The organism is Lutibacter sp. HS1-25 (assembly GCF_004121075.1).
Lineage (GTDB): Bacteria > Bacteroidota > Bacteroidia > Flavobacteriales > Flavobacteriaceae > Lutibacter.
In genome coordinates this window covers 1-20,248 of record NZ_RHLN01000026.1, presented here as the reverse complement: position 1 = coordinate 20,248, position 20,248 = coordinate 1, and the positions used below count along the sequence as shown (strand labels likewise).

The window sequence follows — 20,248 nt, the reverse complement described above, 5'->3', positions numbered from 1 at the left end:
AAATTAATAAATTTTGATATGAAAGTACTTCTTTTAAAAAATAAAGAGGATAAATAACTTGTATTTATCCTCTTTTTATGAAATTCTTAAAAATTACATTACATATTTTTTAATTCACTAACCAATTCGGTTAAAGCAGACTTGGCGTCACCAAATAACATTGATGTTTTTTGGTTGAAAAACAATTCATTTTCAATACCAGCATAACCTGCATTCATACTACGTTTGTTAACAATAATATGTTTTGCATTTTCAACATCTAAAATTGGCATTCCGTAAATTGGACTTGAAGGATCATTATGAGCTGCAGGATTTACAACATCATTTGCACCCACCACCAAAACAACATCGGTATTTGGAAATTGAGGGTTGATATCGTCCATTTCAATCAACTTATCGTAATCAACATTACTTTCAGCCAACAATACGTTCATATGTCCTGGCATTCGCCCAGCAACAGGGTGAATGGCATAAGATACATCAACGCCTTTTTCGGTTAGTAATAATTCTAGTTCATGAATTACGTGTTGCGCTTGTGCAACAGCCAAACCATAGCCAGGTACAATAACCACTTTACTTGCATAATTTAACAATACAGCAGAGTCACTTGCAGTTGTTTTTTTAATTGATCCGCCTGTTTTTCCTGTAGCACCTGCAACAGCAGCATCTCCACCAAAAGCACCAAAAATAACATTAGACAAGGAGCGGTTCATTGCTTTACACATTACAAATGTTAAAATCAATCCGGCAGATCCTACTAAAATACCACCTACTAACATAACCATATTACCGTAAAGAATACCTGTAATGGCAGCAGCAATACCTGTTAAGGAGTTTAATAGAGAGATAACTACTGGCATATCTGCACCTCCAATTGGAGCAACAAATAAATACCCGTAAATTAATGAAACAAATAATAATATATAAACTAGCAGATAGCTATCGGTATTTACAACAGTAATATAGCTGGCAAAGGCAACCAAAGCCAAAAACAATACATTGTTAATAAGGTTGTATTTAGGCAATCTTACGTCTTTCATAGAGCCGTTTAATTTTGCCCAGGCAACCAAGCTTCCAGTAAATGTGATACTTCCAATTGCAATTGCAGATAAAATAGTAGCTGTAATTGCAGCAGAAGGTTTTAAAGCTGGATCAACGCCAACATTTTTGCTAAATTCAACCAAACCAATTAACAAGGCACTACCACCACCAAAACCGTTAAATAACGATACCAGTTCAGGCATTTTTGTCATAGCTACTTTCATAGCAATAATATATCCTAAAACAGTTCCAACTAAAAGAGCAGCACCAATTAATACGTAATTAATGGTAGGCACTTCAAAATCGTGTAAAAATAAAGTTCCAATTATGGCAACTACCATTCCAATAGCAGCAATTAAATTTCCTTTTTTTGCAGTTTCTGGATGTCCCAACAATTTTAAACCAATTACAAAAGTAATGGTTGAAATTAAATAGATAATACTTAAAATGATATTCATTATTTTTTCTTTTTAAACATTTGTAACATACGGTCGGTTACGGCAAAACCACCAACTACATTTATAATTCCTAATACTACGGCAACAAACCCCAATCCTAACGAAAGGTAATCGGTTGGGTCGGCTTGCATCATAACCAAAAGAGCTCCAACAATTACAACACCACTTAGTGCATTTGCACCCGACATTAAAGGTGTATGTAAAACAGAAGGCACATTTTTAATTAACTCTACACCTATAAAAATCGCAAAAATAAGGATGTATATAAGTTCTAGATTTTCATATAAAAATTCTAACATTTCATTCATAATCTATGTGTTTTAGTTTTTTCTAATTTTTCCTTCGTGAACAATTAAAGTTCCATCAGTAATTTCTTCTTCCAATTCCCATTTAAAAGCTTGATTTTCATCTGTTAAATGCATTAAGAAATTATACATGTTTTTACCATACAATTCACTTGCATTTGTTGAAACACTTTCTGGAGCCATAGTAGTTCCAATAATTTTTACACCATTAACTTCAACAGTTTCTCCCATTTTACTTAAAGCACAGTTTCCGCCTTGCGCTGCAGCTAAATCTATAATTACTGCACCATTTTTCATTTGGTTTACTTGCTCTTCAGTAATTAATACTGGAGCTTTACGACCAGGAACCATAGCTGTTGTAATTACCAAATCGGCTTGAAAAAGAGATTTATCTACCGCTTCTTTTTGTCTGCGAGCATAATCTTCTGAAGCTTCTTTAGCATAACCACCTTCAGATTCTTCACCAGTATTGTCTACACTAATAAATTTAGCACCTAAAGATTCAGCTTGTTCTTTTGTTTCCGTTCTAATATCTGTAGCCATTACCACCGCGCCCAAACGTTTTGCGGTTGCAATTGCTTGTAAGCCAGCAACTCCAACACCATAAATAAGTACTTTTGAAGGAATAATTGTTCCTGCAGCTGTCATCATTAATGGGAAAACTTTGGTCATTTCATTTGCGCCTACAATAACAGCTTTATAGCCTGCCAAGTTACTTTGAGAACTTAAAACATCCATATCTTGCGCTCTTGAAATACGAGGCATTGCATCCATAGAAAAGGCTGTTACACCAGTTGCTGCAATAGCTTCAATCAATTCAGGTTGCGATTTGTAATACAATTGACTCATTAAAATTTGCCCTTTTTGAACTGATTTTAAATCGTCGCTATCAAACGGGTTAATTTTAATAAGTACATTAGCATCTTTAAAAACAGCATCTCTACTTATTATCACTGCTCCAATATCACTGTAATCAGAATCTTTAAACGAAGAAGGTGAACCAGCATCTTTTTCAATTAAAACTTCAAATCCTTTTGAGATCAATAGTTTGGCAATGTTTGGTGAAATGGAGACACGTTTTTCACCCTTTTGGGTTTCTTTTAATACGCCTATTTTCATGTGTAAATTAATTTTAGTTGGTTTTTATTTGGTATTCAAAATAAAATTTTGAAGAAGCAAATATAACTAATTACGTTGGTTTGAGAATTATAATTAAGACCTAATAGTGCGTTTTTTACGATTTTAAAATAATTGTAAAATATATAACATAGATTAGTTACGGTAGGTAGACTTTTTTAATGAAGTTGTGCATAATTTTTGATAAAAAAGGTAACATTTTTAATATTACATGTATTTTTATAAAAAATTAGAAATTTGAAAATTACATTTTTAGGAACAGGAACTTCAACAGGAATCCCTGTTATTACTAGCAATCACCCAGTTTGTTTGTCAAATGATAAAAGAGACAAGCGTTTACGTGTTTCTATTTTAATTGAATGGGATGATTTTACCTACGTAATTGATTGTGGTCCAGATTTTAGATATCAAATGTTACGTGCCAATGTTGAAAAAATAAATGGAGTTCTTTTTACGCATGAACATGCAGATCATACGGCTGGTTTAGACGATTTGCGCCCGTTTAGTTTTCAGTTGGGAGCAGTACCAATTTATGCTCAAAAGAGAGTGTTAAAAAATTTAGCTCGCAGATTTGATTATATTTTTATTGATGAAAATAAATATCCTGGAGCACCAAGTGTTCAGCAAAACAAGTTAAAAAACAAGCCTTTTTATTTAAATAATCTAGAAGTAACTCCTGTAAGAGTGATGCATGGTAAATTAAAAATATTTGGGTATAAATTTAATAATATGGCTTATTTAACCGATGTAAAAACAATTTCTTCAATAGAAAAAGAAAAATTAAAAAACTTAGATATTTTAATTGTAAATGCCATACGACACAAAGAGCATCATTCGCATTTGAATTTAGACGAAGCACTGCAATTGGTAAAAGAATTGAAGCCTAAAAAAACATATTTTACGCATATTAGTCACCATTTAGGTTTTCATGCAGAGGTTGAAAAGCAATTGCCCGAAAATGTTTTTATTGCTTATGATGAATTGGTTTTAGAGATTTAATCTAAACGGTAAATTTCTTGAATATCTTTTAAAAGTTTGTCGAAATTAATTTTCAAATCAATTAATTTACCTGTGTGAATGTCAAAAACCCAACCGTGAACTGTAAGATTACGCTTTTTTATACCAAGTTGTACATCGGCTGTTTTTAATACATTGATACATTGTTCCTGTACATTTAACTCAACCAATCGCTTGTATTTTTCATTTTCATTTGAAATGGCATTTAACTCATCTTTATGAATTCGATATACATCACGAATATTACGCAACCAAGGATTTAAAATACCTAAATCTGTAGACATCATGGCTGCTTTTACACCTCCACATTCATAGTGGCCACATACAATTACATGCTTTACTTTTAATTCGCTTACAGCATATTTTATAATAGACATAGCACTTAAATCTAAGCTAGAAACCATATTGGCAATATTGCGCATAACAAACACGTTACCAGGCTCTGCACCCATTAATTCTTCTGAAGAAACTCTACTGTCTGAGCAGCCAATATATAAAATATCAGGATTGTGGTCGGAAGATAGTTCATTAAAATAATCAGCGTTTTCACCTAATTTTTTTGTGACCCATTTTTGATTATTCTCAAATATTTCTTCAATCTTCATAATTTGTTTTTTACAGGTTGTAATAATATAGATTTTAAGTTAATTAATAAAATTTTAAATTAAAAATCAGTCAAATTATCATAGTATATTGGTTGTCATATTGCTAAGAGTACTGTATATTCGTAAAATGTTTAATAAAGTGGTTTCTTTATGATTGGTATTAAAAAATATTTTTCGATTCATTTAGTGGGTTTGGTTTTATTATTAAGTGCTGTCTTTTCAGGAGAAATTATAGCTCAGGAAACAACTCAAAATCCAGATGTTGAAGTTTCTAATAAAAAAGATGTAAGTATAGATGTACTTACACTTTCGGAAATTATTCCTAAAGCAGCCGAATTGTTAAATGAATTAACATTTCTTAAGGATGATATTGAAAATTTAGTTGATATTTCTAAAATTTCAGCAAAAAACAAAGCGACCACAGATATCATAAATGAAATTATTCCGCAGTACAATGAAATAAAAAAGGATGAAAATGTTAGTACTACAGAACTCGATAATTTAAAAACTGAATTAGAGCAATCAGACCAGTCGTTTAATGATACCAATAAAAATTTAACAGCTGCTATCCAAACGCTTGAAAAGTTAAGAGATGTTTGGTTAGGTTACCAAAAAAAATGGAAAAATTATGAATTGTCTTTGTCTGAAAATGAATTACCAGTAGAAGCAAAACAAGCCATAAATGAAGCAAAAACAACCATTGAAAAGGGGTTGAAGATTGTTGTAGATAAGTTAAATGTTTTAATGAAATTACAACAAGATAGCTACAGCAATCAGGCGAGAATTAACAAACTTAAGAATCAAATTTTAGCATTGCGCCAAAAGAAAATGGTAAGCGCTTTTGAATATGGCTCTATACCTATTTACTCTCCAAATTTTTACGCACAATTTAATAGTAAATTATGGACCAATATTAAAAGAGGGTTTACAAAAGTAATTTGGCCATCGCAGGTTTATTTTGATAATTATGGTTATTTAATTTTTATTCAAGCTTTTATAGCTTTTCTGGTTGTTTATTTAATTAGAAAAAATAAAGAGCTACTTAAAAATAGTAAAGAGTATAGTTATTTTAATAACAGATCTATCTCAGCGGGTATATTTTTTGGTGTTACAACTGTAGCGCTGTTTCATTTAGATGCCAAGAGCGTTCCATTAATAAGGTTTTCGTATTTTTTAATTGGAGGAATTGCTTTTTGCCGTTTGATAAGCAATAAAGAAATTGACCCTTGGAAAAAAGAGTTTGTTTATTCATTATTTTTAATAATTTTTATTTCGGGAATATTTCATGTTTTTAACATTCCAGTTCCAATATTTAGGTTATTTATATTGGCTGTTGCAATTCTTGGATTGTACAAATTATACCATTGGAAAAAGAAAACTATAACTTCAGCAAATGCAAAAAATTACAAATGGTTTTTTACACTATTATCAGCATATTTATGGGGTATTTTTATTTCAGAAATTGTAGGTAAAGAAATTTTAGCACTTTATATGTATGAAGCATTGATAAAATCCATCATACTGTTTGTTTTTGTCTATGTTTTTATAAAAATGATTAGAGCAGGAATAATTGCGGGGTTACAAATTTTAGCAAATGGCAATCATAATATTTCGCAAGATCTTATTGATAAAACCGTTAATAGAATCTCTACAATTATTACAATTTTAATAATAATGTTAGCGGCTTTACCAAGGTTCTTAGTTTATTGGAATGTTTATGAAAATATTTCATTGGCTTATGAAAAATTAATGAGCATTGGTTTTAATTTAGGGGATGTTAAAATTTCATTGGGTATTTTAATTACTTCAATCAGTATTTTGTATACTGCGTATATTTTGTCTACAATTAATGAAATAGTTTTAATGAATAGTGCTTTTGATAATAAGCTAGACAAAGGTACAAGGCTTTCAATTGCACAACTATTTCGTTATTTCTTATTGTTTTTTGGGTTTTTAATTGCCATTGCTGTAGTAGGTTTTGACTTAACTAACTTTGCAATTGTATTAAGTGCATTAAGTGTTGGTATTGGTTTTGGTTTACAAGGACTTGTAAATAATTTTGTGAGTGGTTTAATTTTATTGTTTGAAAGACCTATTAGAGAAGGCGATACTATTGAAGTTGAAGGTATTTGGTCTGAAGTTAAAAAAATTGGCTTGCGTTCTACAACAGTTCAAACATTTGACCAGTCTGATATTATCATTCCTAATGCTGATTTGGTTTACAATAAAGTGGTTAACTGGACCTTGACCAATCAAAGAAAAAGAATTAAAATTGAAGTTGGTGTTGCCTATGGTTCTGATGTAAATTTGGTAATTGATACTTTAACTGAAATTGGATCTTCAAATAGCGATTTGGTTAAAAATCACAAACCAGTTGTACTTTTTGTGAATTTTGCAGACAGTACTTTAAATTTTGAATTAAGAGTTTGGGCTAAAAATGCTTTAGATGCTATGCAGGTTGAAAGTGATTTGCGTAAAGAAATAGATAGAAGATTCCGTGAAGAAAAAATTGAAATTGCTTTTCCACAAAGAGACTTACATATTAGAAGTGTTGATGCTTCAATTTCTGGGTTGACAGCTTCTGAAAAGAAATAAAATAAAAACAATTAAAATTATAATTATGAAAAATCAAAATGGTGTAATCCTAAATCTTATATTTTTAAAAGGAATTGTATTGCTTATTGTTGGGTTGATACTTGTAATTTTTCCACAATCAACGTTGTCTATGTTAATGGTACTTATTGGTATTTATTGGTTGGTTGATGGTATTGCTACAATTGTAAGAGCTATAAATAGAAAGGAATCTATGAGTTCTTGGGGGGTAATATCTGGAATTATTGGGGTAGTTGCAGGTTCAGTAGTATTGTCTAAACCTTATTTAACAGCAGTTTTTACGGCTTCGTTTTTTATGTGGTTTATTGGAATTTCAGCATTGGTTTACGGATTTAGTGGTTTGTTTTCAGGATTAAAATTTCCTAAAGGAACTATTGGAAAACAATCTATGATTTATGGAGGCTTATTTTCAATAATTTTTGGTATTGCTTTAATTTCTTCACCTTATTTTTCAGCTTTAACAGTTGTTTATTTGATAGGTTTTGTGGCTATTATAGGTGGATTGGCTATTCTTTTTTTGGCAAACAGTATCCGTAAAAAATTACATTCATAAAAAGCTCAGTTACTTTTTTTTAGTTGTATAAATTCACAAAAAGTTGATACAAATTAGCAAGTGTATTTGAGTTAGATTTATTACTTTTATCGACTTAAATTAATATTATAAAATCAAACTTATTAATAAGTTTGATTTTATGTTTACCTAATTGTATTTGAATGAATTTTCCTATTAAAATTTCTTTCCTGTTTTTTTTTATATTTATAAGCCTAATTTCATGTGATAATCCTCAAAAAAAGGGTTTAATAGGTGCTAATAACCCAAGTGAAACAGCCACATTTGTAGGTTCAAAAAGTTGTAAATCTTGCCATGAAACCGAATATGGGCTTTGGGAAAACTCGCACCACGATTTGGCTATGAAACTAGCCGACTCAGTTTCGGTTTTAGGAGATTTTAACAATACCGTTTTTGAACATAAAGGTGTTAAGCATACTTTTTTTAAAAAAGATGGTGATTATTATATGAATACTGCCGATGCAAAAGGGGTGTATCAAGATTATAAAATTATCTATACTTTTGGGTTTTTTCCGTTACAGCAATATGTAGTTGCTTTTCCAAATGGTGAATACCAATGCTCTATTGCAGCTTGGGATTCTAGAGATCATAAATGGTTTCATTTACAACCAAATTACGACGATTTACAACATGGCGAATGGTTAAATTGGACAGGTAGAGCTATGAGTTGGAATACCATGTGTGTTGATTGCCATTCAACCGATTTAAAAAAGAATTACGATCATAAAACGGATTCTTTTAATACTACTTTTAGCGAAATTAATGTGAGTTGTGAAGCTTGTCATGGGCCTATGAGCGATCACAATGCTTTTTATGAAAAATACAAAGATAATTATGAAGGTTTAACACCGCCTAAAATGTACATGCCTGCAGGTTTGCCTTCTAAAGAATTGGTTGATAAATGTGCTCGTTGTCACTCAAGAAGGTCTCAGTTAACAAACAACTTTGATTATAAAGGTCAGTTTTCAGACCATTATATGGTAACATTACCTGAAGATCCATTGTATTATGTTGATGGTCAAATTTTGGATGAAGATTATGTTTATGGCTCTTTTATTCAAAGTAAAATGTATCACAATGGTATATCTTGTAGAGATTGTCATGATGTACATTCATTAAAACTAAAGAAAACAGGAAATGACTTATGTATGTCTTGTCATACACCTAATTACAATACCAAAGAACATCATTTTCACGAAATTGGTACAGATGGAGCTAGTTGTGTAAATTGTCATATGCCTGGCAGATATTATATGGGGAATGATTTTAGAAGAGATCATAGTTTTAGAATTCCAAGACCAGATCAGTCTGTGAAATTTAATGTACCAAATGCTTGTAATACTTGTCATAAAGATAAAAGTGCAGCATGGGCCAGCGATTTTGTGATTGAAAAATACGGACCAAATAGAGCTGATCACTTTTCAGATCATATGTTAAAAGGTTTTTACGAAGATTATAATCAATTTAAATTTGTTTTAGAAAACAAACAATATCCTGAAATTATTAGAGCTTCGGCTTTAAATCAATATACAAACGCCCCTTTAACAGCGCAAGAATTAAATGCTTTGAGTGTATATTTAAAAGATTCATCGGTGTTTATAAGAAATCAGGCAGTGATGGCTTTTGAAAAAACAAGCAATGCAGCTGTTAAAAGTAAAATTGCACCTTTGTTAAAAGATTCTGTAAGGTCGGTACGAATTTCAGCAGCAAGTTATTTCAATAAAAGTTTTGTAGATAAAATGGGTGTGCAAGATTTTGATGCGGCAAACAAAGAATTTTTAAATCAGATGGATATCAATGCCGATTTTGCATCTGGACAACATGCAAGAGCTATCTATTTTCAGGAAAAAAGCAATGTTGAAGCTGCTGTTGATGCTTATAAAAAGGCTATAAAAATTGACAATAGATACAACAGGTCTAGAATGAATTTGGCTTTAATTTATTATCAGCAAGGATTGGTAAAAGAAAGCGAAGCACTTTATTTAAAAGTTATTGAACAAGAACCTGCATTTAGTTATGCTTATTATATGTTAGGTTTGCTGTATAATGAGTTGGGAGATACTAGTAAATCAATGAATTATTTAAAATTGGCTTGCGAAAAAGAACCTTTTAACGCCAATGCTTTTTATAATTATATAATTATGCTTCAACAAAAAGGCGATTATAAAACATCGGTTGAAATAGCTAACAAAGCCATTAAATTAAGTCCAAATAACGAACGTGTTTTATATGTGAAATTAATTGGGTTAATTAATTTAAAGAGATTTCAGGAAGCAAGTAATGTTTGTATGTTGTTGATTCAAATCAATCCAAACAATCAGGAATATCAACAAATTTTAGGGAATATAAATCAAAACCTAAATAAATAAACTCTTCATTTTTTGAAATTTTAAAAACCATAAAATCAGTTTTTATGGTTTTTACTTTAAAACAGTTTTTCTTCCAATGGTTTTGGTAATAATGTCTTTTTCAATATCCCAACCGCGAGCAGGAGAATATTCTCTACCGTAATAAATAATTTGTAAATGCAATTTATTCCATAATTCCTTCGGAAATAAACGTTTAGCATCTTTTTCTGTCTGTACCACGTTTTTACCATTTGTTAAATTCCAACGATACATCAATCTGTGGATATGTGTATCAACAGGAAAAGCTGGTACACCAAAAGCCTGACTCATAACAACACTAGCTGTTTTATGACCTACGGCAGGCAATGCTTCTAAGTCTTCAAAATTTTTCGGAACCTTCCCATTGTGTTTGTCAATTAAAATTTGTGAAAGTCCAAAAATACCTTTTGATTTCATAGGTGATAAACCTACAGGTTTTATAATTTCTCTAATTTCTTCAACCGATAATTTTACCATGTCATACGGATTGTCGGCTTTTGCAAATAGGAGAGGAGTAATGGTGTTAACACGGGCATCAGTACTTTGTGCAGATAGTAAAACGGCAATTAACAAAGTATATGGATCTTTGTGATCTAACGGAATGGGTGTTTCTGGATATAATTTTTCAAGTGTGTCAATTACAAACTGAACTTTTTCTTTTTTAGTCATTGTTTTTTTAGTTACAAAGGTTCAAAGTTACAAATATTCAAAGTAAATTATAGAAGCTTTTTTTGTGAAGCTCAAACAAGGTTCTTTTAAACTTAATTATTTGTTATAAATTAATTTTAAACTATTGTTTTGTGAAAGTTATAGATGCTGTTTTGATTAATAGTTGACAAATAAACGATTAAAATCAAGAGATTTTATATTTCTTTAAATCATTTTCATAATTTAGCATAGCATAAAACTAAAAAAAATGACAACATTAAAAGTAGGAGATAAAGCACCAAATTTTGAAGCATTAGATCAAACAGGCGCAACAATTAAATTATCAGATTATAAAGGAAAAAAATTAGTACTGTTTTTTTATCCAAAGGCAAGTACGCCAGGTTGTACAGCAGAAGCGTGTAATTTACGCGACAATTACGAAATGTTTTTAGCCAAAGGCTATGCAGTTTTAGGTGTTAGTGCAGATGCGGCAAAGCGTCAACAAAATTTTATAGAGAAAAATAACTTGCCATTTCCATTGTTAGCAGATGAAGATAAAACCGTAATCAATGCTTATGGTGTTTGGGGACCTAAAAAATTTATGGGTCGTGAATACGACGGGATTCATAGAGCAACCTTTGTTATTGATGAAAATGGAGTACTTGAAGATGTAATTACAAAAGTAAAAACAAAAGACCACACAGCTCAGATTTTGGGTTAAGGTTGAAGGGTTTAAAGCTAAATATAAGTGATTGTAGGGCAGTGTTAAAATCTATGATCAGTTTGTTTTAATAACAGAAACCAAAGTTTAATTTTAGATTAATTAACTTTTTTATTAAAAAAAACGGCCTCATTTTGAAGCCGTTTTTAATATTTAGTAATACAAATTATTTTTCAAAATTATAGCTAAAACCTAGCATAATCATATTTGTATTCATTTTATAACCTACACTTGTTCCTGAAACAACTCCGTAAGGATTTGATGGAGATGCCATTCTTGGATCGAGCATTGGACCTTCAGTTTTTCCGTTACTAGTTCCATAGTGATAAACACCATTAACGGCAATTTTATCGTTAATTTCATAACCTAAACCAACCTGAACCGCATTTTTAATAACAGCAGTTGCTGGTATAGAGAAAAATGCCAAGTCGCTATTAATAGGATTGCTGCTATAAGTATAACCCAATCTTATTGGTAATTTTTCAACTACTTTTAATTGCATCCCTGCAGATAAAATATAAACATCATTCCATCCAAAACCTTGAACAGATCCAGTTTGTGTCCAACCTTTTGCTTCAAAACCTTCTGTACAACTGTAGTTAACACTTCTAAAATCAACTGTTAAATCAATAACATCAGCAGTATAACCAACTCCTAATGATAAGATTGAAGGATAATCCATTGTAAAATCTACATTTGGTGCAGCAGATCCATCTAAGTTTGTGTTTTTAAAGTCGAAAGCACTAAACGATTGGGTTGTTTTATAAGAAACCCCTAAGTTTACACCACCTTTTGAAGCATAAAAAATACCAAATTGAGCACCAAAACCAAATGCAGATGCTTTATCACTAACAGGATATCCCATCATACTTGGGCTTGATAAAGGATTTGGTTCTAATTCTAAAGTTGCAAAATCAAAATTTGGTTGCACACCAATAGACAAACCTTTTAAAATTTCATAAGAATAAGACAAAGAAACTTGCAGTAACATATAGTCTGATTTAATTTTACCAAAACCACCTGCATACTGAGGAAAACTTATTGGGTTAACTGGCTGACTAGGGTTGAAATTTGGATTTGGATTGCCAAAAACATCTTGAGGATAATTTAAGTTTTCTGGAAAAGTTACACCAAAACCACTAATCCCAAATGCAGAAATACCAAAAGTACTTTTACTTCCTTCTTTTCCGTACACAAAAGCCAAAGCAGGCATAGGTGAAATTCCTCTGTCATCTTTTGTAATTCCACTCATTGGTCCATAAGACGAACTCAATTCTGGTGATGAAGAAAATGCACCAATATTAAAATCTAAAATTTTTCCTTTAAAAGCAGAAAGTGTTGCTGGATTCCATTGAATAGCGCCGCTAATACCAACAGGCATTGCTGTAGCTGCGCCTCCCATAGACATGTTTTCAGCTCCTACGCCTTGCATAATATGACCCGCTTGGGCAAAAGATGCAGTTGTAAATAGCACTAATGCTATTGTAATTAATTTTCTCATAATTAAAAGTTTGGTTAAAATAAAGTTTTTATCGTGTAACAATTTTCACCCTTAATTTTTAAATAAAAATGCTAACACTTGTTATCAAAATTAAATAGATTAAAACTTTCAATTAATGATAATTATCACTAAAAAAGGCCATATACGGTAACAATTGTTACCAACAATATTTTAGTGTTTAATATCATTTCTACTAAAATTCTATATAAAGTTTAAAGAAGATTTAAATCACCTTGAAATTTAAATAATACAAACTTTCCTTTTTTGAGAAATTATTTTACAAAATTATTTGCAAGTACTTTTTTAAATCATTTTGAAAATAGTTACTTTTAAGTTACATTTGTAATATGAAAAAGATAAGAAAAGTAATTGCGTACAAACATTATTTTGAAGCATTTTTATCTGCTCAACCAGAAAAAATTCAAAATAAGATTTTTAAAATAATAGAAATTATAGAAACATTTGAGCAAATTCCTTCGATCTACTTAAAGCAAATTACAGGAACAAAAGGATTATATGAAGCTCGAATAAAATTAGGTTCTAATATTTGGCGTGTATTTTGTTTTTTTGATAAAGGAAAACTTGTTATTTTATTAAATGGATTTCAGAAGAAAACTGAAAAAACACCTAAAAAAGAACTAGAAAAAGCGATTAAATTGATGAACTTATATTTTCAAGAAAAGAATCAATAATTTAAAAAATATTAAAAAATTGTAAATGTTTATAATTACCATTCTATACAAATACACTGCTTTTAATTAAAAATAAAAAAATGGAAACAAAAAGTTGGAAAGATATTAAAGATGATGTTTACGGAAAAAAGGGAACACAAAGAAGGGATGAACTTGAAAGAGATTTTGAATCTCTTAGAATTGGTTTTTTATTAAGGCAAGCAAGAGAAAATAAAAATTTAACCCAAGAACAACTTGGAGTTCTAGTTGACAAAAAACGTTCATATATTTCTCGTGTAGAAAATGATGGAAGCAATATGACATTAAAAACACTATTTGATATTGTAGAAAAAGGACTTGGTGGAAAAGTTAAAATCTCAATTGAAGTTTAATTCATAAAAAACCATAAATTTGAATTCAATATAAAAACTTATAAATGGATTTAGAAAAAATTGTTGATATGTTAAGTTATACCATTCCGTCAATTACAACGGGTTTGGTTGCGTATTATTTTTTTGTAAATTATACCAAAGCTGAAGAACAAAAATTTAAATTGTCTTTATTAAGAGAAAATCAAAAACAATCTTTGCCTCTTAAATTACAGGCTTATGAGCGTATGGTTTTGTTTTTAGAGCGTATCAATCCTTCAAATTTAGTGGTAAGAATTCCTTCTGTAAACAACGATAAAAATGCTTATGCAACTAGTGTTATCAGTGCTATAGAACAAGAATTTGAGCATAATTTAACACAGCAAATTTACATTTCAAACAAATGTTGGAGTGTTATTGTGACTGCTAAAAATGCGACTATACAACTGATTAAAAAAACAGCTTTGCAAGAATCTGTTCTCAATGCTCAAGATTTAAGAGAAGCCATTTTAAAAGCAACGCTTTCTAATACGGCACCATCTGCAACTGCATTGGGTTTTATCAAGGAAGAAGTGCGAGATTTTATGTAATATAGTTTAAATTTTTATTGAATAAATAGTTTAAAAGCTAAAAATATGAAAACATTAAAAACCATTATTTTAGGATTTACAATTTTATCATTTGCATTTAGTTGTAAAAATAAAGAAGCTGCTAAATCTAACGATGTAAATAACATTAAAAACACTGTTGAAATTGCAGGTAATTATGTTTCTTCTGAATATGAAAAGCGAAACGAAGGAGCTGATTGGGTGGGTGTTACAGTTGTAAAATATACAGATAGTACCTTGCACATTACTGCGCGTTCTAGAGCAGATAAAAAGAAACCAACCTGTACTTTTGATGCAGATGCTATAAAGCTAAACGACAGCGTTTTTCAGTCTAGTTTTGAAGGGAAAAAGATACTTTTTGTCTTTACTGAAAACAATTTAACCATCAAAACTCAAAATGAAGCAGAAAGTGATGCACTTTATTATTTTTGTTCTGGAGGTGCTACTTTAGCCAATAATTACAGTAAGATAAATGAAGATTTAGATCAATCTCAAATAGATCAAAGGGTTTTTCAAAAAATGTTAAACTTTCAAAATATTGGTTTTGACATAAGCACTACAGGAAAAGGATCTATACAACAACTAACCATAAGTCCGTATGGTTTAGAGATAGACAATTCAGCCATAAAGCTAGAAATTGAGGGTGCTGTTGTAAATGCTGAAATTGAAGATTTAAACGCAGATGGTTATCCTGAAATTTTAATTTATACTGTTTCAGCAGGTAGTGGAAGTTATGGCAATGTAATTGGTTATTCGGTTAACAATGGAAAATCAATCAGTCAAATTTATTTTCCACCTATTTCTGAAAACGCGGAAGTATCAAAAGGTTATATGGGTCACGATGAATTTGCAATAGTTGAAACAACTTTAGTTCAGCGATTTAAAATATATAATGAAGGTGATAACAATGCAAATCCTACAGGTAAAACACGTCAAATTCAATATAAATTAAAAGATGGAGAAGCTTCAAGATTGTTTGTAATTGAAAAAGTGGAAACTTACTAAATCAATTATTTTACAGGTAATTTTACTTTTAAAGCTTCAATAATATTGTAAACAGCCGGACAAATTTCTGTATTTTTCAGGGTTAAATCTGAAATCTGACTGAATTTTCGTCTGTCTGTATGTGGATATTCTTTACACGCTCTCGGTCTAACATCATAAATAAAACAAGTATTGTCTGTTTCATCTAAAAAAGAACAAGGTGCAGTTTTTAACACATAAAAATCATCTTCATCTCTCTCTAAATATTGATTGGTAAAATCCAATACTTTCATTTTTAAATGCTTAGCAATACGTTCAATGTCTCCAATACTAAAAATGGGACTTGTTGTTTTACAGCAGTTTGCACAAGTTAAACAATCGGTTTTTTCAAACTCCTTATTGTGCAAATCCTGCATTACCAAATCCAAGTTTTTGGGAAGACGTTTTTTTAATTTCTTAAAATACGTTTTGCTTTCCGCTAATTTTTCTTTGGCTAAATTCGGTAACTCTTTTAAAAATTCTTCCATTTTGCAAATATATAAATGTTATGTGTAGAAAAAACGCAAACAATGAAAGTTCTTTTTAAATTAATAAAACAACTTAGTATTTGCATTTAAATTCATTTTTTAAAATTTATTAAAAACACAAACTGCTAAAAATCATATTTATAAGATGCTTATTTAAGGTATTTTCTTTAACTTTAGGTATGCTGTAACTTTTAAATCTTTCTAAAATGAAATTCTCTTTTAAAAATAAAATTACAACGGGTTATTTGATAAATATTATTGTGGTATTGATAATTGCGTTTATTTTTTGGAAAATTAGTGCAAATACAGCCTTTGATTTGTGGAATTGGCTTGCATTTGCTTTAATTATACTATCATTAGGTATGTTAACGGTTGTTTATTTTTTATTGACAGCCCAATTAAAAGCAAAAAACGAATCGGAAATAAAGCTACTAGAAAGTAAAATGTTAATTCAATCTATCATCAACAATACAAGCAACCCTATTTCTGTAAAAAAAATCAATGGCGAATATCTTTTAATAAATAAACAATACGAATCGCTTTTTAAAATAAATGTTGAAGAAATTCAAGGAAAAACAGATCACGATTTTTTACCTAAAGAAATTGCAGATAGCTATCGAAATACAGATTTGGAAACTGTAAAAGCAGGCAAAGAAATTCAGGTTGAAGAAGTTATTGAGCAAGTTGATGGGCCTCACACTTACCTAGCTGTAAAATTTCCTTTGTTTGACACTTCCAACAGGGTTTATGCCATTGGTACCATTGCTACTGATATTTCAAAAATGAAATCTGAAAATGAATCTCTTACAGCAGGAAACAATTTCTTTAAATTATCTAAGGATATGTTAATTATTGCGTCTGAAAATACTTTTTTAAAAGTAAATCCTGCTACAATAAAAACATTGGGTTATACTGAAGCAGAACTTTTAGGTAAACCTTTTATGTCTTTTGTTTATCCTGAAGATATCAAAAGCACAATAGATGAGGTGTCTAAACTTAAAACAGGTGAATTAACTGTTAATTTTGAAAACAGATTTGTTTGTAAAAATGGCTCATTAAAATGGCTCAACTGGACAACCTATCCCGACAGAGAAACTGGTTTTTTATATGCTGTTGCACGTGATGTAACTTCAAACAAAGAATACGAAAAATCATTAAAAACTGCAGATACTTTTTTTAATATGTCAAAAGATATTTTGATAGTTGCATCTAAAAATCAGTTTGTAAAAATAAATCCAGCATTGAGTAAAACACTTGGGTTTGATACTGAAGAACTCTTAAAAAACTCTTTTTACACCTATATTTTTCCTGAAGATATTGCCTTTACGAAAGAAAAAATTGAAAATATAGAAAACGAAACCTATTTAGAGAACTTAAGAAACAGATGGGTTTGTAAAGATGGTACGGTAAAATGGTTGTCGTGGACCGCAACATTAGACAAGCCCACAGGTTTACTATACGCCATTGCACATGATATTACGGCGCAATTGAAATTAGAAATAGAAGAAAAAGAAGCTCTTAATAATTTGTATGAAAACGAACAAAAATTGAACATGATACTTGAAAATATTAGCGATGGTGTACTTGTTGCCAATACATCAAAAAGAGTTGTTTTGGCAAATTATATGGCGAATGAATTGTTTCAAATTGAAGATGATACTAAGATTTCTATTCATTTTTCAGATCATTTTAAATTGTATTATCCTGATGGAAAAACAACTTTTCCACTCCAAAATTTACCAATGGAGCGCGCTTTGTCTGGAGAAGCAACAGATGATATTGATGTACTGCTATTGGATCCTGTTACCCGAGAAAGAAAAAGAGTTTTGTTAAGTGGAAGACCCATTATAAATACTGAAAATGAAATAATTGCAGCGGTAGTAACTATTAAAGATATTAGTAAATACAAAATGATTGAAAAGGAACTTAAAAAAACGGAACTTAAATACCGACAATTAATTGGTTTTAAAAAAAATATTGAAGAAAATGGCAAAGAGAAAGGGGCTGAACAAAATAATATTGAAGAAAAGGAATAAATCCTTTCAGTTTCTTTTATTAAAATAGTGGTTCAATTACTTTTTAATTCATTTAAAAGCACGCAACTTTAAAAATACATTGCAATCAAAGTAACACATATTTATAAGCATTTTTTGATTTTATCGATTTTGCTGTAAAAACCTTAAAAATACTATTGAATTTATTACTTTTGCACTTCGAAAAGAATAAAAAAAATATGCAACAACAATTAGAAATTGCAGTTAAAAAAGCATTCCAAGAAATTTACAGCGTAACTATAGATACTGTTGAATTTCAGGTAACTAGAAAAGAATTTGAAGGTGATATTACCATTGTGGTATTTGCTTTTTTACGATTTGTAAAAGGAAATCCTGTTGAAATTGGAAACAAAATTGGAACCTATTTAAAAGACAATGTAGAAGAAATTGCCGATTTTAATGTGGTAAAAGGTTTTTTAAACTTGGTTATTTCCGATTCATTTTTTGTAAATAGTTTTCAATCTATTTATGAAACCGAAAATTTTGGTATTGTTCAACCTGCAGAAAATGAAAAAGCAGTAATGGTTGAATATTCTTCGCCAAACACCAATAAACCATTGCATTTGGGGCATATTCGCAATAATTTACTGGGCTATTCAGTTGCTGAAATTATCAAAGCTTCTGGTAGAAAAGTTTATAAAACACAAATTATCAACGATCGTGGTATTCATATTTGTAAAAGTATGTTGGCCTGGCAACGTTTTGGAAATGGCGAAACGCCAGAAAGTACTGGTTTAAAAGGTGACAAACTGGTTGGTAATTATTATGTTGCTTTTGACAAGGCTTATAAAGAAGAAATTAAGCAATTGATTGCTGAAGGCAAAACCGAAGAAGAAGCAAAAAAACAAGCACCTATTTTAGTTGAAGCACAACAAATGTTATTAAAATGGGAAGCTGGTGACGAAGCAATTGTATCGCTTTGGAAAACCATGAATGAATGGGTTTATGCTGGTTTTAACGAAACATACAAAGCCTTAGGTGTTGATTTTGATAAAAATTATTACGAAAGCAATACTTATTTATTGGGTAAAGATGTTGTTGCCGAAGGTTTGGCTAAAGGTGTTTTTTACAAAAAAGAAGATGGTTCTGTTTGGATAGATTTAACCGAAGATGGTTTGGATGAAAAAATTGTGTTGCGATCTGACGGAACAGCAGTTTATATGACCCAAGATATTGGTACTGCCATTGAACGTTTTAAAGATTTTGATTTAGATGAATTGGTTTATACTGTTGGTAATGAGCAAGATTACCATTTTAAAGTGTTGTTTTTAATTTTAGAAAAATTAGGCTTTAGCTGGGCAAAAAACTGTTACCATTTATCGTATGGTATGGTTGATTTACCTAGTGGTAAAATGAAATCGAGAGAAGGTACCGTTGTTGATGCTGATGATTTGATGTTTGAAATGACCAATACTGCTCGTGAAATTTCTCAAGAATTGGGTAAATTAGAAGGTTATTCAAACGAAGAAAAAGAAACTTTATACAACACCATTGGTTTGGGTGCTTTAAAATATTATATTTTAAAAGTTGACCCTAAAAAACGTATTTTATTTGATCCTGAAGAATCTGTAGATTTTGCAGGTAATACAGGTCCGTTTATTCAATATACATATGCTCGAATTCAGTCTATTTTAAGAAAAGCTGATTTTGATTATTCAAGCTCAATTTCAACAATTGCTTTGCATGAAAAAGAACGTTCGTTAATAAAACAGTTGCAATTATTTCCTGAAGTAATTCAGAATGCAGCTAAAAATCATAGTCCGGCATTGATTGCAAATTACACGTACGATTTGGTAAAAGAATACAACTCTTTGTACCAAACATTGCCAATTTTAGGTTGTGATAACGAAAATGAAAAAATAATAAGAACAAAACTTTCTAAAAAAGTAAGTGAAGTTATTAAAACTGCATTTGGCTTATTAGGAATTGATGTTCCGGAGAGAATGTAAGTCGTAGTTTGGGGTATTTACGAAGTTAGATATTAAATATTAGAGGTTTGAAGTTTGGAGTTTGAAGACCAAAGTCTGTTTGT

At 30.3% G+C, this 20,248-nt stretch carries 18 protein-coding genes; 11 read left to right on the top strand and 7 right to left on the bottom strand.

Annotated elements, in window-relative coordinates:
* Positions 1-98 precede the first annotated feature (98 nt).
* Genes EC396_RS10185 through EC396_RS10175 form a run of 3 tightly spaced genes read right to left on the bottom strand, consistent with a single transcriptional unit; the run spans position 99 to position 2,923 of the window.
* Complete coding sequence (locus EC396_RS10185) at positions 99-1,499, bottom strand: NAD(P)(+) transhydrogenase (Re/Si-specific) subunit beta (RefSeq protein WP_129366600.1); 1,401 nt, start codon at positions 1,497-1,499, stop codon at positions 99-101.
* Complete coding sequence (locus EC396_RS10180) at positions 1,499-1,807, bottom strand: NAD(P) transhydrogenase subunit alpha (protein ID WP_129366599.1); 309 nt, start codon at positions 1,805-1,807, stop codon at positions 1,499-1,501. The genes EC396_RS10185 and EC396_RS10180 overlap by 1 nt, the downstream gene beginning before the upstream one ends.
* Before the next feature lie 12 nt (positions 1,808-1,819).
* Positions 1,820-2,923 (bottom strand): Re/Si-specific NAD(P)(+) transhydrogenase subunit alpha, encoded by a 1,104-nt coding sequence (locus tag EC396_RS10175; RefSeq protein ID WP_129366598.1) that lies wholly within the window; start codon positions 2,921-2,923, stop codon positions 1,820-1,822.
* A 255-nt stretch (positions 2,924-3,178) separates the two neighbouring features.
* Here EC396_RS10175 and EC396_RS10170 point away from each other — a divergent pair, with 255 nt between their 5' ends.
* Positions 3,179-3,940, top strand: coding sequence for an MBL fold metallo-hydrolase (locus tag EC396_RS10170; protein ID WP_129366597.1), 762 nt, complete (start codon positions 3,179-3,181; stop codon positions 3,938-3,940).
* On the opposite strand, the gene EC396_RS10165 is transcribed toward EC396_RS10170, so the two are convergent.
* The gene (locus EC396_RS10165) at positions 3,937-4,563 is read right to left on the bottom strand and encodes a carbonic anhydrase (RefSeq protein WP_129366596.1); all 627 of its coding nucleotides are present in this window, start codon (positions 4,561-4,563) and stop codon (positions 3,937-3,939) included. The two genes, EC396_RS10170 and EC396_RS10165, sit on opposite strands and share 4 nt — an antisense overlap.
* A gap of 150 nt (positions 4,564-4,713) precedes the next feature.
* Between EC396_RS10165 and EC396_RS17970 the strand changes: the two genes are divergently transcribed.
* The 3 genes from EC396_RS17970 (at position 4,714) to EC396_RS10150 (ending at position 10,116) form a co-directional block, all read left to right on the top strand.
* On the top strand, positions 4,714-7,158 hold the full coding sequence (locus tag EC396_RS17970; protein WP_205757936.1) for a mechanosensitive ion channel domain-containing protein: 2,445 nt from the start codon (positions 4,714-4,716) through the stop codon (positions 7,156-7,158).
* Positions 7,159-7,183: 25 nt separating this feature from the next.
* A complete protein-coding gene (locus EC396_RS10155) occupies positions 7,184-7,729 on the top strand; it encodes an HdeD family acid-resistance protein (RefSeq protein ID WP_129366595.1) in 546 nt (181 codons plus the stop codon).
* A gap of 161 nt (positions 7,730-7,890) precedes the next feature.
* Positions 7,891-10,116, top strand: coding sequence for a tetratricopeptide repeat protein (locus tag EC396_RS10150; protein ID WP_129366594.1), 2,226 nt, complete (start codon positions 7,891-7,893; stop codon positions 10,114-10,116).
* Positions 10,117-10,167: 51 nt separating this feature from the next.
* Here the strand turns inward: EC396_RS10150 and nth are convergent, their stop codons facing one another.
* The gene (nth, locus tag EC396_RS10145; protein WP_129366593.1) at positions 10,168-10,803 is read right to left on the bottom strand and encodes an endonuclease III; all 636 of its coding nucleotides are present in this window, start codon (positions 10,801-10,803) and stop codon (positions 10,168-10,170) included.
* Between the two features lie 247 nt (positions 10,804-11,050).
* Between nth and bcp the strand changes: the two genes are divergently transcribed.
* Positions 11,051-11,503, top strand: a complete 453-nt coding sequence (gene bcp / locus EC396_RS10140) for a thioredoxin-dependent thiol peroxidase (protein ID WP_129366592.1) — start codon at positions 11,051-11,053, stop codon at positions 11,501-11,503.
* Between the two features lie 166 nt (positions 11,504-11,669).
* On the opposite strand, the gene EC396_RS10135 is transcribed toward bcp, so the two are convergent.
* Entirely contained in the window at positions 11,670-13,004 is a 1,335-nt protein-coding gene (locus tag EC396_RS10135) for an OmpP1/FadL family transporter (RefSeq protein WP_129366591.1), read from the bottom strand.
* A 347-nt stretch (positions 13,005-13,351) separates the two neighbouring features.
* Here EC396_RS10135 and EC396_RS10130 point away from each other — a divergent pair, with 347 nt between their 5' ends.
* From EC396_RS10130 to EC396_RS10115, 4 genes are all read left to right on the top strand, one after another.
* Positions 13,352-13,696, top strand: coding sequence for a type II toxin-antitoxin system RelE/ParE family toxin (locus EC396_RS10130; protein WP_129366590.1), 345 nt, complete (start codon positions 13,352-13,354; stop codon positions 13,694-13,696).
* A gap of 80 nt (positions 13,697-13,776) precedes the next feature.
* Positions 13,777-14,067: a helix-turn-helix domain-containing protein gene (locus EC396_RS10125; RefSeq protein WP_129366589.1), complete on the top strand. Its 291-nt coding sequence runs from the start codon at positions 13,777-13,779 to the stop codon at positions 14,065-14,067.
* A 44-nt stretch (positions 14,068-14,111) separates the two neighbouring features.
* Positions 14,112-14,633 carry a hypothetical protein gene (locus EC396_RS10120; RefSeq protein WP_129366588.1) on the top strand — a complete coding sequence of 174 codons (522 nt, stop codon included), beginning with the start codon at positions 14,112-14,114 and terminating at the stop codon, positions 14,631-14,633.
* A 45-nt stretch (positions 14,634-14,678) separates the two neighbouring features.
* On the top strand, positions 14,679-15,656 hold the full coding sequence (locus EC396_RS10115; protein ID WP_129366587.1) for a PliI family lysozyme inhibitor of I-type lysozyme: 978 nt from the start codon (positions 14,679-14,681) through the stop codon (positions 15,654-15,656).
* A 5-nt stretch (positions 15,657-15,661) separates the two neighbouring features.
* On the opposite strand, the gene EC396_RS10110 is transcribed toward EC396_RS10115, so the two are convergent.
* A complete protein-coding gene (locus tag EC396_RS10110; RefSeq protein WP_129366586.1) occupies positions 15,662-16,162 on the bottom strand; it encodes a YkgJ family cysteine cluster protein in 501 nt (166 codons plus the stop codon).
* Positions 16,163-16,368: 206 nt separating this feature from the next.
* Here EC396_RS10110 and EC396_RS10105 point away from each other — a divergent pair, with 206 nt between their 5' ends.
* Both EC396_RS10105 and argS read left to right on the top strand, forming a co-directional pair.
* On the top strand, positions 16,369-18,198 hold the full coding sequence (locus EC396_RS10105; protein ID WP_129366585.1) for a PAS domain S-box protein: 1,830 nt from the start codon (positions 16,369-16,371) through the stop codon (positions 18,196-18,198).
* Positions 18,199-18,395: 197 nt separating this feature from the next.
* Entirely contained in the window at positions 18,396-20,165 is a 1,770-nt protein-coding gene (argS, locus tag EC396_RS10100) for an arginine--tRNA ligase (RefSeq protein ID WP_129366584.1), read from the top strand.
* Positions 20,166-20,248: the final 83 nt, after the last annotated feature.

Bases quoted from the DNA above. Each gene is read 5' to 3' on its own strand.
- EC396_RS10185 (WP_129366600.1), bottom strand. From the start codon at position 1,499: ATGAATATCATTTTAAGTATTATCTATTTAATTTCAACCATTACTTTT.
- EC396_RS10180 (WP_129366599.1), bottom strand. From the start codon at position 1,807: ATGAATGAAATGTTAGAATTTTTATATGAAAATCTAGAACTTATATAC.
- EC396_RS10175 (WP_129366598.1), bottom strand. From the start codon at position 2,923: ATGAAAATAGGCGTATTAAAAGAAACCCAAAAGGGTGAAAAACGTGTC.
- EC396_RS10165 (WP_129366596.1), bottom strand. From the start codon at position 4,563: ATGAAGATTGAAGAAATATTTGAGAATAATCAAAAATGGGTCACAAAA.
- EC396_RS17970 (WP_205757936.1), top strand. From the start codon at position 4,714: ATGATTGGTATTAAAAAATATTTTTCGATTCATTTAGTGGGTTTGGTT.
- EC396_RS10155 (WP_129366595.1), top strand. From the start codon at position 7,184: ATGAAAAATCAAAATGGTGTAATCCTAAATCTTATATTTTTAAAAGGA.
- EC396_RS10150 (WP_129366594.1), top strand. From the start codon at position 7,891: ATGAATTTTCCTATTAAAATTTCTTTCCTGTTTTTTTTTATATTTATA.
- nth (WP_129366593.1), bottom strand. From the start codon at position 10,803: ATGACTAAAAAAGAAAAAGTTCAGTTTGTAATTGACACACTTGAAAAA.
- bcp (WP_129366592.1), top strand. From the start codon at position 11,051: ATGACAACATTAAAAGTAGGAGATAAAGCACCAAATTTTGAAGCATTA.
- EC396_RS10135 (WP_129366591.1), bottom strand. From the start codon at position 13,004: ATGAGAAAATTAATTACAATAGCATTAGTGCTATTTACAACTGCATCT.
- EC396_RS10130 (WP_129366590.1), top strand. From the start codon at position 13,352: ATGAAAAAGATAAGAAAAGTAATTGCGTACAAACATTATTTTGAAGCA.
- EC396_RS10125 (WP_129366589.1), top strand. From the start codon at position 13,777: ATGGAAACAAAAAGTTGGAAAGATATTAAAGATGATGTTTACGGAAAA.
- EC396_RS10120 (WP_129366588.1), top strand. From the start codon at position 14,112: ATGGATTTAGAAAAAATTGTTGATATGTTAAGTTATACCATTCCGTCA.
- EC396_RS10115 (WP_129366587.1), top strand. From the start codon at position 14,679: ATGAAAACATTAAAAACCATTATTTTAGGATTTACAATTTTATCATTT.
- EC396_RS10110 (WP_129366586.1), bottom strand. From the start codon at position 16,162: ATGGAAGAATTTTTAAAAGAGTTACCGAATTTAGCCAAAGAAAAATTA.
- EC396_RS10105 (WP_129366585.1), top strand. From the start codon at position 16,369: ATGAAATTCTCTTTTAAAAATAAAATTACAACGGGTTATTTGATAAAT.
- argS (WP_129366584.1), top strand. From the start codon at position 18,396: ATGCAACAACAATTAGAAATTGCAGTTAAAAAAGCATTCCAAGAAATT.